This window comes from Kitasatospora sp. NPDC051705, assembly GCF_044453265.1.
Lineage (GTDB): Bacteria > Actinomycetota > Actinomycetes > Streptomycetales > Streptomycetaceae > Kitasatospora.
The window spans coordinates 107,697-120,882 of record NZ_JBITCO010000008.1 but is presented as its reverse complement, the minus strand read 5'-3'; the positions used below and the strand labels follow the sequence as shown (position 1 = coordinate 120,882).

At 75.3% G+C, this 13,186-nt stretch carries 12 protein-coding genes; 6 read left to right on the top strand and 6 right to left on the bottom strand.

The window, feature by feature from the left end; all coding sequences use genetic code 11:
* Window positions 1-7 precede the first annotated feature (7 nt).
* Window positions 8-334, bottom strand: coding sequence for a ferredoxin (fdxA, locus tag ACIA8Q_RS13380; protein WP_030061559.1), 327 nt, complete (start codon window positions 332-334; stop codon window positions 8-10).
* A 134-nt stretch (window positions 335-468) separates the two neighbouring features.
* On the opposite strand from fdxA, the gene ACIA8Q_RS13375 reads away from it, so the two are divergent.
* Both ACIA8Q_RS13375 and ACIA8Q_RS13370 read left to right on the top strand, forming a co-directional pair.
* Window positions 469-1,500, top strand: coding sequence for a GNAT family N-acetyltransferase (locus tag ACIA8Q_RS13375; RefSeq protein ID WP_360213797.1), 1,032 nt, complete (start codon window positions 469-471; stop codon window positions 1,498-1,500).
* Window positions 1,501-1,567: 67 nt separating this feature from the next.
* Window positions 1,568-2,440 carry a transglutaminase-like domain-containing protein gene (locus tag ACIA8Q_RS13370; RefSeq protein ID WP_360213795.1) on the top strand — a complete coding sequence of 291 codons (873 nt, stop codon included), beginning with the start codon at window positions 1,568-1,570 and terminating at the stop codon, window positions 2,438-2,440.
* A 22-nt stretch (window positions 2,441-2,462) separates the two neighbouring features.
* Here ACIA8Q_RS13370 and ACIA8Q_RS13365 read toward each other — a convergent pair whose 3' ends face one another.
* The 5 genes from ACIA8Q_RS13365 to ACIA8Q_RS13345 all read right to left on the bottom strand — a co-directional run bounded on the left by ACIA8Q_RS13365 (window position 2,463) and on the right by ACIA8Q_RS13345 (window position 8,572).
* The gene (locus ACIA8Q_RS13365; RefSeq protein WP_360213793.1) at window positions 2,463-3,092 is read right to left on the bottom strand and encodes a response regulator transcription factor; all 630 of its coding nucleotides are present in this window, start codon (window positions 3,090-3,092) and stop codon (window positions 2,463-2,465) included.
* 55 nt (window positions 3,093-3,147) lie between these two features.
* Window positions 3,148-4,404 carry a histidine kinase gene (locus ACIA8Q_RS13360; protein ID WP_360213791.1) on the bottom strand — a complete coding sequence of 419 codons (1,257 nt, stop codon included), beginning with the start codon at window positions 4,402-4,404 and terminating at the stop codon, window positions 3,148-3,150.
* Between the two features lie 8 nt (window positions 4,405-4,412).
* The gene (locus tag ACIA8Q_RS13355) at window positions 4,413-5,135 is read right to left on the bottom strand and encodes an ABC transporter permease (protein ID WP_360213789.1); all 723 of its coding nucleotides are present in this window, start codon (window positions 5,133-5,135) and stop codon (window positions 4,413-4,415) included.
* Window positions 5,132-6,094, bottom strand: coding sequence for an ABC transporter ATP-binding protein (locus tag ACIA8Q_RS13350; RefSeq protein ID WP_360213787.1), 963 nt, complete (start codon window positions 6,092-6,094; stop codon window positions 5,132-5,134). The genes ACIA8Q_RS13355 and ACIA8Q_RS13350 overlap by 4 nt, the downstream gene beginning before the upstream one ends.
* A gap of 324 nt (window positions 6,095-6,418) precedes the next feature.
* On the bottom strand, window positions 6,419-8,572 hold the full coding sequence (locus ACIA8Q_RS13345; protein WP_396317197.1) for a prolyl oligopeptidase family serine peptidase: 2,154 nt from the start codon (window positions 8,570-8,572) through the stop codon (window positions 6,419-6,421).
* A gap of 315 nt (window positions 8,573-8,887) precedes the next feature.
* On the opposite strand from ACIA8Q_RS13345, the gene ACIA8Q_RS13340 reads away from it, so the two are divergent.
* The 4 genes from ACIA8Q_RS13340 to ACIA8Q_RS13325 all read left to right on the top strand — a co-directional run bounded on the left by ACIA8Q_RS13340 (window position 8,888) and on the right by ACIA8Q_RS13325 (window position 13,078).
* A complete protein-coding gene (locus tag ACIA8Q_RS13340; RefSeq protein WP_360213783.1) occupies window positions 8,888-9,082 on the top strand; it encodes a DUF2304 domain-containing protein in 195 nt (64 codons plus the stop codon).
* Window positions 9,083-9,130: 48 nt separating this feature from the next.
* Window positions 9,131-10,051, top strand: a complete 921-nt coding sequence (gene mshB / locus ACIA8Q_RS13335; RefSeq protein WP_360213781.1) for an N-acetyl-1-D-myo-inositol-2-amino-2-deoxy-alpha-D-glucopyranoside deacetylase — start codon at window positions 9,131-9,133, stop codon at window positions 10,049-10,051.
* On the top strand, window positions 10,048-10,509 hold the full coding sequence (locus ACIA8Q_RS13330) for a DUF6113 family protein (RefSeq protein ID WP_360213779.1): 462 nt from the start codon (window positions 10,048-10,050) through the stop codon (window positions 10,507-10,509). The genes mshB and ACIA8Q_RS13330 overlap by 4 nt, the downstream gene beginning before the upstream one ends.
* Before the next feature lie 238 nt (window positions 10,510-10,747).
* On the top strand, window positions 10,748-13,078 hold the full coding sequence (locus ACIA8Q_RS13325; RefSeq protein WP_396317196.1) for a peptidoglycan binding domain-containing protein: 2,331 nt from the start codon (window positions 10,748-10,750) through the stop codon (window positions 13,076-13,078).
* Window positions 13,079-13,186: the final 108 nt, after the last annotated feature.

Below are 13,186 nucleotides of genomic sequence, written 5' to 3'. Positions count from 1 at the left end.
CCGATCGTCAGTGGTCGGCGTTCTGCGGCGGCAGAGCGGCGATGAACGGGTGGTCTCGCTCGATCAGGCCCAGCTTCGAGGCGCCACCGGGCGAACCCAGGTCGTCGAAGAACTCGACGTTCGCCTTGTAGTAGTCCTTCCACTCCTCGGGAGTGTCGTCCTCGTAGAAGATCGCCTCGACCGGGCAGACCGGCTCGCAAGCGCCACAGTCGACACACTCATCCGGGTGGATGTAGAGCGATCGTTCGCCCTCGTAGATGCAGTCAACCGGGCACTCTTCGATGCACGCCTTGTCCTTCACGTCGACACAAGGCTGCGCGATGACGTAGGTCACGCTGTCGTTCCTCCTCGGAAGAGCCGCCGTGGCGGCCCGTTCTGTTCTGCTCGCGTGCGCGGTGAGCGCGGCGTCGTCGATGCCCGCCCCTAGTATCGCGGGTCGGAGACGGCAAATGCACAGGAGGTGCCCAGATGACGGCAGGCGGCCCGGTCCAGGACCGTCCGGAGGTCCGGATAGACCGCTCTGACGTGGGACGACGCGTGTCCGTCCGGCGCCTCTCGGAGTTCGTCGACGGCCGCCCGGTGTTCCGGGATTCGATCGGCGTGCTCACATCGTGGGACGATCATGGACTGACGGTCGTTCCGCGCACCGGCGAGCCGGTCGCCTTCGCCGAGAAACTGCTGGTCGCGGGCAAGGTCGTGCCCCTCTTCCCGGCCCGCCGCGCCCCGCTGCCCGCCGCCGGCCCCATCGAACTCCAGCGGACCGCCGCGCGCGGCTGGCCCGCCGTCGAACAGGAGCCGCTCGGCGAGTGGACGCTGCGCGCCTCGGCCGGGTTCACCCGCAGGGCCAACTCCGTCCAGGCCCTCGGCGACCCGGGGCTGCCCACCGCGGACGCGCTCGCGGCCGTCCGCGACTGGTACGCGGCGCGCGGGCTGCCCGCCCACGTCGAGGTGGTCGAACCCGGCGCACCGCAGGACCTGCGCGCCGAACTCGACCGGCTGGGCGCCGGGCACGCGCCCACCCTGGTCCGCACCGTCCCGCTGGCCGGCCTCGCCCGGGCCGGGTCCGGGCACGACCGGGTGCGGCTCTCCCGGACCGCCGACGCGGCGTGGCTCTCGCTGTACCGGCGGGTGACCGGGGACCAGGCCCTGGAGGAGGCCGCGTCGCGGGTGCTGCACGGCGGCCCGTCGGTCTGGTTCGCCACCGTGCCCGGCGCCCCCGGGCAGCCGCCGCTGGCGATCGGGCGCTGCGTCGTCGACGGACCCTGGGCGGGCTTCGGCGCGGTCGAGGTCGCGCCCCGCGCCCGGCGGGCCGGGCTGGCCACGGCCGTGATGGCGGTGCTCGCCTCCCGGGCCGCGGAGGAGGGGGCCGCCGGCGGGTACCTGCAGGTCGAGGCCGACAACACCGGGGCGATCGCGCTCTATGACGGACTCGGCTTCACGACCAGTCACACTTACCACTACACCCTGCTCCCCGAGGGCCGGCACCACCCGTCCGAGTAGCCCGCGCCGTTCGACCCGCCCGTCCGTCCGCTTGCCCGCCCGCCGTACGAAAGCCGTCGCCGTCACCGTGACCGAGCAGAGCAGAGACCGCTTCCGGACCGTCGCCCGCTCCGAGCACCCCGACCCGGTGCTGCTCTGCCTGTTGGCCGCGGCCGAACACGGCCCGGTCCTCGACCCGGACGACCCCGGCGAACCGCCGAGCGTGGACGCCCTGCTCGCCGCCTGCGAGGCCGCGCTCGACCGGCACGCGAGCGCCGTCCGGCTCGCCGTCGCCCAGCGCGCCCCCACCGGGCCCGAGGAGACCGCCGCCCTGCTCGCCGCCGTCCTCGGCGGGCGGGAGCGGTTCCACGGACGGCAGTCCGACTACCGGCGGCTGGAGTCCTCCCTGCTGCCCGACGTGCTGCGGCGGCGGCGCGGACTGCCGATCATGCTGTCGCTGGTGTGGACGGCGGTCGGGCGGCGGGCCGGGCTCGCCGTCCACGGCATCGCCCTGCCCGGCCACTTCATCGTCGCCGTCGGCTCCCCCGGCGGCGGCGAGGAGTACGTGCTCGCCGACCCCTTCCACGGCGGGCGGCTGCTCGATCCCGACGACGCCGAACGGCTGGTCGCCGCCGCCGGGCAGGACTTCAGCCCCGCCCTGCTCACCCCGGCCCAGCCGCTCGACATCGTGCTGCGGGTGCTCGGCAACATCCGCGCCTGGGCCGCCGACCGCCCCGAACACGCCCGTACCCAGCTCTGGGCCACCGAACTCGCCCTGCTGCTGCCCCGCCACCCCGCCCAACTGCGCCTCGAACGCGCCGAACTGCTGGTGCGGACCGGCGACTTCCTCGGCGGCTCGGCCGAGATGGACGCCTACGCGCAGATCCTGGACGCCTTCGACCCGGACACCGCCGTCAAGGTCCGCCAGGAGGCCCGGGCGGCCCGCCACCGGCTCAACTGACGCGGCCGGCCGGGGCCGGGCCCTACAGCCAGCCCTTCTCGCGGGCGATCCGGACCGCCTCGGTGCGGTTGCGGGCCGCGGTCTTCTGGATCGCCATCGAGAGGTAGTTGCGGACCGTCCCCTCCGACAGGTGCAGCCGCTGCGCGATGTCCGCGTTCACCGCGCCGTCCGCGGCCGCGCCCAGCACGTCGCGCTCCCGTGCGGTCAACGGGTTCGCCCCCTCGGCGAGCGCGGCCGCGGCCAGCACCGGATCGATCACCCGCTCCCCGCGCAGCACCCGGCGGATCGCCTCCGCCAGCTCCGAGGCCGGCGCGTCCTTCACCAGGAAGGCGTCCGCGCCCGACTCCATCGCCCGCCGCAGGTACCCGGGCCGGCCGAAGGTCGTCGCGATCACCACCCGCGTCCCCGGCGCCGCCCGGCGCAGCTCGGCGGCCGCCTCGATGCCCGTCAGCCCCGGCATCTCGATGTCCAGCACGGCGACCTGCACGTCGTTCGCCAGCGCCGCCGCCACCACCTCGTCCCCGCGGCCGACCTGCGCGACGACGTCGATGTCCCCCTCGAGGCCGAGCAGGGCCGCCAGCGCCTCCCGGACCATCCCCTGGTCCTCGGCCAGCAGCACCCGGATCGGGGCCCCGTTCTGAATGTCACTCATGCCCCGACCTTAGGGCTTGCGCGGCCCCGCCCGTAGGGGCGGTTCCGGGCCCGCGCTACGCCCTCTCGGAGGCCTCGGGGACGACGGCGACGGTGCGCAGCGGCACCGAGGCCCGCAGCCGGAACCCCCTGCCGCGCGGCCCCGGGCCGGTCCGCAGACGGCCGCCGACCAGGGCCAGCCGCTCCTCCAGCCCGGAGAGCCCGTTCCCGGCCTGGGACTTGCCCGGTCCGCGCCCGTCGTCGGCGATCTCCAGGACGGCGTAGCGCTCGCCGCCGCCCTCCCAGCTCTCGTCGGCGGTGACGGTGCAGACGGTGGCGCCCTCGCCGTGCCGGACGATGTTGGTGACGGCCTCGCGCAGCGCCCAGGCCAGCGCGCCGGCCTCCTCGTCGGCCAGCCCGGGCCAGGCGTCGACGAGCTCCGGCGCGGCCTCCAGCCGGACCTGCGCGGCGGCCAGCGCCGTGCGCGCGGCGGCGAGTTCGACCGGCATGGTGGGGCGGCGGAAGCCGGTGACCGCCTCCCGGACGTCGATCAGCGACTGCCGGGCGACCTGCTCGATGTCGGCGACCTGCGTCCGCGCCGCCTCGTCCTTGCCGGCGTCCAGGAAGCGCCCGGCCAGCTCGCTCTTCAGCGTGATCAGCGACAGCGAGTGCCCGAGGAGGTCGTGCAGGTCGCGGGCCAGGCGCAGCCGTTCCTCGGAGGCGGCCAGGTGCGCGACCGCGGCCCGCGCCTCGCGCAGCTCCTTCATGGTGGCGACCAGCCGCTGCAGGCCGGTCATCGCGGCGCCGGAGAGGAAGGCGCTGAGGGTGAAGGTCGAGACGTTGTCGACGCCCGCGTGGATCAGCAGTCCGACCACGGCGGTGAGGCCGGCCATGCCGCCGAGCGCGGGCAGCGCGTAGCGCGGCGGGGTGACGATCGCGACGCACACCGAGGCGTAGATGAAGAGGGTGAGGAACGCTCCGCCGAGCACGAAGGAGGAGGCGGTCGCGAGCGCCACCATGACCGCGACGATCGCCCGGCAGGCCCGCGGCCGCATCCCGGCCGTCGAGCGGAAGATCACCAGCAGGACGTAGCCCGCCACGAAGAACGCCAGGCAGCCCCAGCCGAGCACCTTGCCGGCCGGGCCGTGGCCGCCGTGCAGCAGGTCGCCCACCGGGTAGGCGAGGTAGATCATCCACAGCAGCATCCAGGCGACCTTGACCAGCAGCTGCCGGCGGGTCTCGACCGGGGAGCCGGGGACGTTCATGAACGACGCGCGCGCCGGGCCCGCGTCCGGGGTCTCGTCGGACGGGTGGGCCTGGCGCGTGTCGTTCATGGCGGTCATCATGCCTGTCGGGTGTCGCGGCGGTACAGGGCCGCCGCGGCCGCGACGAACACCGCGAGGAAGGCGAGCAGCCCGGCGACCGCGGCGGTGTCCAGGGAGTGCCCGGGCTGGGTGAAGGTGGCCAGCTTGTTGTACAGGTAGACCGGGTTGAACCGGGCGAACCTCTCCAGCGAGCCGCTCACCGGGAACCACGTCCCGCCGAACAGCGCCATCACCATGTAGGTGATCATCACGATGGTCTGCACCGAGTCCGGCGCCGCGGCGTACCCGAGCGCCACCCCGAGCGCCGCGAACACGAAGCTGCCCAGCCACAGCGCGGCCGCCAGGCCGACCCACTGCGCCGCGCCCAGCGACACGCCCTGGCTCGCGCCGACCGCGAAGACCACCAGGATCGCCGGCAGCGTGGTCACCGAGCTCGCAGCGATCTTGCCGAGGGTGTACGCCCGGCCGGGCAGCGCGGTCAGTCGCAGCTGGCGCACCCAGCCGCTCTTGCGCTCCAGCGAGATCCGCTGCGCGCTGCCGGTCAGCACCGCCCCGACGGCGCCGAAGGTGGCCATCGAGACCATGAAGTAGGTCTTCACCGGCAGGCCGCCGGCCTGCGCGGTGGAGCCGTAGGCGTGGATGAAGAAGAAGTACATCAGCGCCGGGTAGGCGATCGTGAAGAGCAGGTAGCGCCGGTTGCGGAGGGTCCGCAGGATCTCCAGCCGGATCAGGGTGGTCATCGCGCGTTCTCCTTCGCGGCCTCGTGCTGGTCCTGCTCGCCGGTGATGGTCAGGAAGGCCTGTTCCAGGCCGAGGCCGGTGACCTCCAGCCCGCGCGGGTACAGGCCCGCCCGGTAGAGCCCGGCGACGCTGGCGTCGGCGTCCGCGGTCCGGATCCGGACGGTCCGCACCCCCGGGACCCGGGCGGTGACGTCCAGCGACCGGACGCCCGGCAGGGTGCGCAGCACGCCCTCGTCGAAGCGGGCGGCGGCCTCCGTCAGGTCCGCGTCGTGGAGCTCGAAGGCGATCCGGCGGGCCCCGGCGCGCGCCTTGATCTCGGCGGAGCTGCCGTCGGCGATCAGCCGGCCGCGGTGCAGCACGAGGACGCGGTCGGCGATCGAGTCCGCCTCCTCCAGGTAGTGGGTGGCGAACAGCACCGTGCGCCCGGCGTCGGCCTGCGCCCGCATGCTCGCCCAGAACGCCTGCCGGACGGTCACGTCCATGCCGGTGGTGGGTTCGTCCAGGACGATCAGGTCGTTGTCCCCGGCGATCGCGAGGGCGAAGCGGACCCGCTGCTCCTGGCCGCCGGACAGCTTGTCGACCCGCCGTTCCGCGATGTCCGCGATCCCGGCGTCGGTCAGCACCTCGGTGACCGACCGGCCGCGCGGGTGGACGTCGCAGGCGAGCCGGACCAGCTCGCGGACCTTGACGTCGGCCATCAGCCCGCCGCTCTGCAGCATCGCGCCGACCCGGCCGGCCGTGACGGCCTCCCGCGGCGTGCCGCCGAACAGCGTGACGCTGCCCTGGTCGGGGTCGCGCAGGCCGAGCAGCAGGTCCAGGCTGCTGGACTTGCCGGCGCCGTTCGGGCCGAGCAGGGCGACGGTCTCGCCCGCCCTCAGCACGAGGTCGAGGTCGTCCACGGCGCGTACCCGGCCGTAGCTCTTCCCGACGCCGCGGAAGGCTGCCACCTCGGTGCCCATCGCCCGGCTCCTCTCCCCTGGTGGTGTCACTGTCGTTCGCACCGCTTCAGAGTCCCGCGCGGGCGGGGGTGGTCGGCAGTGTGCGCCGTCCCGGCTTCGACATGACGGATGTCATGCCGGTGGCCGGCACCCCGGGCGGGGTGCCGGCCACCGTTGCGCCGTTCGGCGGCCCCCTGTCGGTACCGGGGGCTAGCGTGTGGTCACGTCGAGGCCGGACTGGTCGCCCGTCCGGGCACACGCGGCCAGGGGGGAGCGGCAGGGCCCCGCGGCACCGTACGCGAAGGGCCCCGGCGCCCTGTTCCGACCCCGCTCCCCCTCATCCGCTCACAGCCCCAGCGAGCGCTTCACGAAGTCGACCTGGAGCAGCAGCAGGTTCTCCGCGACCTTCTCCTGCGGCGTCATGTGGGTGACGCCGGACAGCGGCAGCACGGTGTGCGGGCGGCCGGCCGCGAGCAGTGCGGAGGAGAGCCGCAGGGTGTGCGCGGCCACCACGTTGTCGTCCGCCAGACCGTGGATGATCATCAGCGGCCGCTCCAGCGCGGCGGCGTACCCGGTGAGCGAGTTGGCGGCGTACACCTCGGGCCGCTCGGCGGGGTGGCCGAGGTAGCGCTCGGTGTAGTGGGTGTCGTACAGCTCCCAGTCGGTCACGGGCGCGCCGGCGACGGCCGCGTGGAAGACGTCCGGGCGGCGCAGCACGGCGAGCGCGGAGAGGTAGCCGCCGTAGGACCAGCCGCGGATCGCGACCCGTCCGAGGTCCAGCGGGAACTCCCCGGCGAGCGAATGGAGCGCGTCCACCTGGTCGTCCAGGGTGGCTCCGGCGAAGTCGAAGGCGATCGACTTCTCCCAGGCCGGGCCGCGCCCGGGGGTGCCGCGCCCGTCGGCGACGACCACGGCGAAGCCCTGGTCGGCGAACCACTGCGAGTTGAGGTGCGGGTTGTGCGCCTGGACGACGCGCTGGCCGTGCGGGCCGCCGTACGGGTCCATCAGGACGGGCAGCAGGCCGTCCCGCTCGCGGTCGTAGCCGGTGGGCAGGAAGACGGCGGCCGGGATGCGGCGCTCGCCCGCGAAGCGGAAGACCGGGCGGGCGGTGATGACCGGGGTCTCGGCGTACGAGGCGATGACGGCGACCTCGTCGACGACCACGCCCTCGGGCAGGTCCCGGGCGACGGTGACCAGGCTGCCGGGCAGGTCGGGCTCGGCGGTGGCGCGCACGGTGATCCCGCCGGCGTGCACGGCGCTGGTGACGGAGGTGAACGGCCGGCCGTTGGAGGACTCCCAGCCGAGCCGCTTGCCGTCGTGGCTGATCCGGCCGACGGCGATCCAGCCGGGCTCCGGGTCGGTCTCCGCGGCGCCGCCGGAGGCGGTGAAGAACACCTCGTCGTCGGTGACCGCGACGACCGACCGCAGGTGCAGGTCGGCCCCGGTGACGGTCTCCTCGCCGATCACCAGCGCACGGGCCTCACCGACGTCGGCGATCCGGACCAGCTTGCCGTCCGGCGTCCAGGCCGGGACGCCCGGGAACAGCTCCAGCCAGGCGTCGTCGCGCTCCTCCAGCAGCACCTCGGTGGCACCGGTGGCCGGGTCCAGGCCGAGCAGCAGCTGGCTGCGCTGGTCACGGGCCTGGACGAGCAGCAGCGGCGCGCCGCCCGCGGACCAGTGCACCCGGGCCAGGTACGGGAAGGCCGCGCGGTCCCAGCGCACCTCGGTGCGGTCGCCGTCCAGGTCGACCAGCCAGAGGCCGACCTCGGCGTCGGCGGTGCCGGCGGCCGGGTAGGCGACCTCGGCGGGCTCGCGCTCGGGGTTGGCCGGGTCGGCGATCCACCAGCGGCGCACCGGGGAGTCGTCGGCGCGCTCGACCAGCAGCCGGTCGCCGTCCGGGGACCACCAGAAGCCGCGGTCGCGGTCCATCTCCTCCTGGGCGATGAACTCGGCCTGGCCCCAGGTGATGTTCGGGCCGTCGGGCTCGGCGAGCACCCGGTCGCCGGTGCCGTCGGTGCGGGTGATCCGCAGTTCGCCGGCGGTGTTGGCGTAGGCGACGTGGACGCCGTCCGGGGAGACCCGCGGGTCCAGCAGCGGGCCGGCGGCGGGCAGTTCGGCGGTGTCGCCGGTGGTCAGGTCGGCGGTGAACAGCCGGCCGGAGAGCGCGAAGGCGGCCAGCCGGCCGGCCGCGTCCAGCGCGTACCCGACGATGCCGGCCGATCCCTCGCGGCTGCGCTCGCGGCGGGCCTTCTCGGCGGGCGAGAGGTCCTCCTCGCCGCCGCCGAGCAGCGCGGCCGGGTCGGCGGCGATCCGCTCCTCGCCGGTGCCGGTGTCGAGGCTCCAGAGCAGGTTGGCCCGGTCGCCGCCTGCGCGGGAGCGCAGGAAGACGACCCGTGAGCCGTCGGGTGCGACGGAGAAGGAGCGGGGCGCGCCGACGGTATAGCGCAGGGTGCGCGCGTACTGCCGGGGGAAGGTGTCCGCAGGGGTGTGGGTGGTCATGGCACCAGACCCTACGACGGCGGACTCCCGCCCGCCGGAAGCCCGGTGATCACTCGTTCGGAGCATCCTCGCCGAGGACGCCCCGGAGGGCCCCGCACCCCCTCCGACCGGCCCGTGCGCCCCACCGGTGCCACCGTGCCCCGGCGCGCGGGGACTCACTGAATGTAATGCTCCCCTTACCCATCGGGTAAGACTGGCTCAGGCGAGTGATCGTCGGGCCCCGTCCCGGGCCCCGGTCACCCGACCGCAAGTCCCGCACGGTCCCACCGCCGCCCTCCCCGGGGGCGGCGCACCCGAGAAGGGGTGTGAGCCGACATGGCTTTGTCCGTCTCCGCAGCCATGCTGATGCTGGTCATCGTGGTGGTGCTGATCCGCCGCTCCGGGCTGAAGCTCGCGCACGCGATCGTCTGCGCGCTGCTCGGCTTCTACCTGGCGTCCAGCTCGATCGCGCCGTCGATCAGCCAGTTCACCAGCAACCTCGCCGGGATGATCAACGGCCTGAAGCTCTGACCCCCGCCCGGCCCGACCCGCGACCGGCCGGTCGTTAGGCTTCCTCCCATGACCGCGACTACCGGCCGCCGCCTGCTCCTGGTGCACGCCCACCCCGACGACGAGTCGATCGGCAACGGCGCCACCATGGCCCGGTACGCCGCCGAGGGCGCCCACGTCACCCTGGTGACCTGCACCCTCGGCGAGGGCGGCGAGGTGATCCCCCCCGAGCTGGCCCACCTGACGGCCGATCGGGACGACACCCTCGGTACGTACCGGATCGGCGAGCTCACCGAGGCGATGCGCGCCCTCGGCGTCACCGACTTCCGCTTCCTCGGCGGACCGGGGCGCTACCGCGACTCCGGGATGATGGGCGTGCCCGACAACGACGTGCCCGGCTGCTTCTGGCAGGCCGACGTGGACGAGGCGGCCGGCCACCTCGTCGCGGTGATCCGCGAGGTCAGGCCGCAGGTGCTGGTCACCTACGACGAGGACGGCGGCTACGGGCACCCGGACCACGTCCAGGCGCACCGGGTCGCGATGCGCGGGTACGAGCTGGCGGCCGACCCGGCCCACCGCCCGGAGCTGGGCCCGGCCTGGCGGATCGCCAAGGTGTACTGGAACCGGATGCCCCGCTCGGTGATCGAGGCCGGGCTCGCCGAGACGGCCGCCCGGGCGCCGTTCCCCGGCGTGGCCGCCCCGGCCGACGTCCCGGGGGTGGTGGCCGACGAGCTGGTCACCACCGTCCTGGACGGCGCCGCGCACGCCGGGCGCAAGGCGGCCGCGATGGCCGCCCACGCCACCCAGATCACCGTGGCCGGCCCCTTCTTCGCGCTCTCCAACGACCTCGGCCAGCCGCTGGTCGCCACCGAGTACTACCAGCTGGTGCGCGGCCAGGCCGGCCCCGGGCGACCCGAGGACGACCTGTTCGCGGGCCTGGCGCCCGACCCCGAGCCGCTGCACACCACCGCCGAGGAGAGCACCCGATGACCGAGCCCGCCACCGCCCGGGCGCCGCGCCGCTCGATCCCGGCGATCGTCCTCGGCACCCGCGACGAGCGGCTGGCCGAGCCTCAGCCCCCGCGCGCCGCCCGCATCGCGGCCTACCTGCTGTTCTTCCTGCTGGGCATCGCGGTGTCGGTCTGCGGATCCTTTGTGCAGGCCTTGTGGCCGCCCGTGGGAGTCCTGTTGGCACTCGCCGCGACCGGCGCCACCTTCTACGCGGGCCTGCGGGTCACCGGCACCCGGCTCGGCGCCGCGATGCCCGCGGCCGGCTGGTTCCTGGCGATGCTGCTGCTGATCGTGCCCCGGCCGGAGGGCGACAACGTGCTGTGGTCCAACGCCACCTCGCTGGCCTGGCTGTTCGCCGGCTCCGTCCTCGGCGTGATCTGCGCCACCCTGCCCACCCGCACGAGCTGGTTCCCGGGCGTGCCGGCGCCACCGCGCTGACCCCGCCCACGGGGCGCGAACGGGGCTGCGCACGACGCGCAGTCAGGACCACACGGCCGTACTCTCATAACGGAGGAACCGGACGTATCAGGATCTGTCCGAAGCCGTTCGCCGCTCAGTTCTTCCCAGTATGGTGGTCCCGCAGAACGCCGTACCCGACCGCCGCCCGCCCAGGCCCGGCGACCACGAACCGCGGTCGCGCCGCACGGCCCGCCCGCGAACCCGGAGCAGAGCAGCATTGAGCAGCCGCGAATCTGACAACGCCCACCCGACGCCGCGGCGTACGGGGCCGGACGCCTACCCGTCGGGCACCCCGCCCTACGGCACACCGGGGCTCCCCGGCGGCGACCGGGCCGCGGCCGCCCAGGGCGCCGCGTCGGGCGCCGAGGACGACGGCCCCAAGACCGAGACCACGCTGACCACCCGGGTCCGGATCAACATCCCGGGCTCGCGCCCGATCCCGCCGGTCGTGGTCCGCAGCACCGTCAAGAACGAGGACGGCGGCTCCGGCGAGGACGCCCCGGCGGCCGCCGAGCCGGGCGGCCCGCGGCACCGTTCCGCGCCCGCCTCCCCCGTCCTCGGGGTGATGGAGGGTGACACCCGCACGGCCACCCCGCCGAACCTGCCGCCGGAGTGGCAGATCCCGCCGATCCCGCCGGCGACCTCCGAGTCCGAGTCCACCGGTGCCTGGTTCCGGCCGCGGCAGAAGAAGGCCGGCGAGCCGGCCCCGGCCGCCGTCGCCGCCGGCGCCCCGGGCACCGCGGAGGCCCCGGCCGCGCCCGCCGGCGCCGAGCCGCGCGCGAAGGCCGCCCCGGCCGCCGCCGCCCGGCCGGGCGGCTCCCGCCCCGCGGCCGCCCAGGGCGCGGCCCGCCCGAACGGCCGTCCGGTGCCCGCGCAGGCGTCGAACCCGGCCGGTCCGCAGGCCCCCGCGGAGGAGCCCGGCGTCTACGAGGCCGCCGCCCCCGTCGCCGACCCGTTCGCCCCGGCGGCACCCGAGGCCGGTGCCCGCGGCCAGCGCGGCGCCCGCCCGCAGAACGGCGCGCAGCCCAACGGCGCGCGGCCCAACGGCGCCCCTCGGGGCGGCCGACCGGCCGGCGGCCCGCAGCAGGGCCCGCGCCCCGGCGCCCACCCGCAGGGCCCGGCGGCCGGCGAGGCCAACCCGGAGGACACCTCGGTCGACGGCTTCCGGCCGGTCCGCGAGAACACTCCGCCGCCCGGCGCCATATCCGGCCTGCCGCAGAACGGCGCCGCGCACGGCGGCGAGACCCGCCCGCAGCCCGGCCTGTTCGCCTCGGCCCCGGCCGGCGCCGACCCGTTCGCCACCAAGCGCCCGGGCCAGGACGCCTTCGCCCCGCAGCACCCCGGCCAGGACGCCTTCGCCGCCCCGGCCCCCGGCGGACTCTTCCCGGGAGCGCCCGGCGCGGCCCCGGGCCGCCCGCAGCAGGCCGGCCAGGACCCGGAGGCCACCGAGTTCACCCCGCTGCCGACTCCCGGCCCGCGCCCCGACGGCGCCCAGCCGCACCCGGCCCAGGGCAGGCCCGCGCCGGCCGGTCCGGCGGCGGCCAAGCCGGCGCCGCAGCCGGCGAAGGCCGAGCCTGCCAAGGGCAAGCGCGGCGGTTCCGGCAAGAAGCTCGTCAAGCTGGCCGTCTACGGCGTCGGCGGGGTGCTGTTCCTCGGCGCCGCCGCGTACGGCACCGGCCTGATGCTCAACCAGTCCGACATCCCCAAGGGCACCGTCGTGCTCGGCACCGACATCGGCGGCAGCAGCCGCGACCAGGCCATCCACCAGCTCGACGAGACCGTCGGCAAGGCCGGTCAGCAGCCGCTCAAGCTGAAGGTCGGCGACCAGGTGCTGGACCTCGACCCGACCGTGGCCGGGCTCGCCTTCGACACCACCGGCACCGTGGACGGCCTCGCCCAGCACAGCTACAACCCGGTGGACGTCATCAAGTCCCTCCAGGGCGGCACCAAGGCCGTCGCCCCGGAGGTCAAGGTCGACCGGGCCAAGCTGAAGGCCGCCCTGGACACCCTGGCCGCCGGCTCGGGCTCCGGGCTGCAGGAGGGCTACGTCAAGTTCGCCGACAACGGCGACCCGGTCGTCGTGCCCGGCCGGGCCGGCCAGGCCGTGGACTCGGCGAGCGCCCTCGACGTGGTCGAGCAGGCCTACCGCGACCGCGCGGCCGGCAAGCCCGACCAGCCGGTCGCCCTCGCGGTGACGGCCGCCCAGCCCAAGACCTCCGCCCAGGCGCTGCAGGCCGCCGCCGACAGCCTCGGCAAGTCCGCGGTCAACGGCAACATCCACGTCCTGGTCGGCGTCAAGAAGTGGGACTTCGGGCCGAAGAGCGCCGCCAAGGCGCTGACGCTCGTCCCGGACGCCTCCGGCAAGATCGTGCCCAAGTGGGACCTCGACGCGCTGAAGGCCCAGCTGGACGGCGTGTTCGACAAGGTGAAGGTCAAGAAGAACGGCCAGACCGCCGTGCTCACCCCGCAGGACGTCGCGGACGCCCTCACCCCGCTGCTCGACAAGAGCGGCGACAAGGACCGCACCTTCAAGTTCACCGCCGCCTGACGCCGCGCGGCACCCGTCCAGGGGCGGGGGGGGGGGCCCCCCCCCCCCCCCCGCCCCGCCCCCCCCCCCCCCCCCCCCCCCCCCCCCCCCCCCCCCCCCCCCCCACGT

What these genes read in the sequence shown, in the direction of transcription:
- ACIA8Q_RS13360 (WP_360213791.1), bottom strand. Translation starts at nt 4,404, where the DNA reads ATGAACGACACGCGCCAGGCCCACCCGTCCGACGAGACCCCGGACGCG.
- ACIA8Q_RS13340 (WP_360213783.1), top strand. Translation starts at nt 8,888, where the DNA reads ATGGCTTTGTCCGTCTCCGCAGCCATGCTGATGCTGGTCATCGTGGTG.
- ACIA8Q_RS13375 (WP_360213797.1), top strand. Translation starts at nt 469, where the DNA reads ATGACGGCAGGCGGCCCGGTCCAGGACCGTCCGGAGGTCCGGATAGAC.
- ACIA8Q_RS13330 (WP_360213779.1), top strand. Translation starts at nt 10,048, where the DNA reads ATGACCGAGCCCGCCACCGCCCGGGCGCCGCGCCGCTCGATCCCGGCG.
- ACIA8Q_RS13355 (WP_360213789.1), bottom strand. Translation starts at nt 5,135, where the DNA reads ATGACCACCCTGATCCGGCTGGAGATCCTGCGGACCCTCCGCAACCGG.
- ACIA8Q_RS13365 (WP_360213793.1), bottom strand. Translation starts at nt 3,092, where the DNA reads ATGAGTGACATTCAGAACGGGGCCCCGATCCGGGTGCTGCTGGCCGAG.
- ACIA8Q_RS13345 (WP_396317197.1), bottom strand. Translation starts at nt 8,572, where the DNA reads ATGACCACCCACACCCCTGCGGACACCTTCCCCCGGCAGTACGCGCGC.
- mshB (WP_360213781.1), top strand. Translation starts at nt 9,131, where the DNA reads ATGACCGCGACTACCGGCCGCCGCCTGCTCCTGGTGCACGCCCACCCC.
- ACIA8Q_RS13350 (WP_360213787.1), bottom strand. Translation starts at nt 6,094, where the DNA reads ATGGGCACCGAGGTGGCAGCCTTCCGCGGCGTCGGGAAGAGCTACGGC.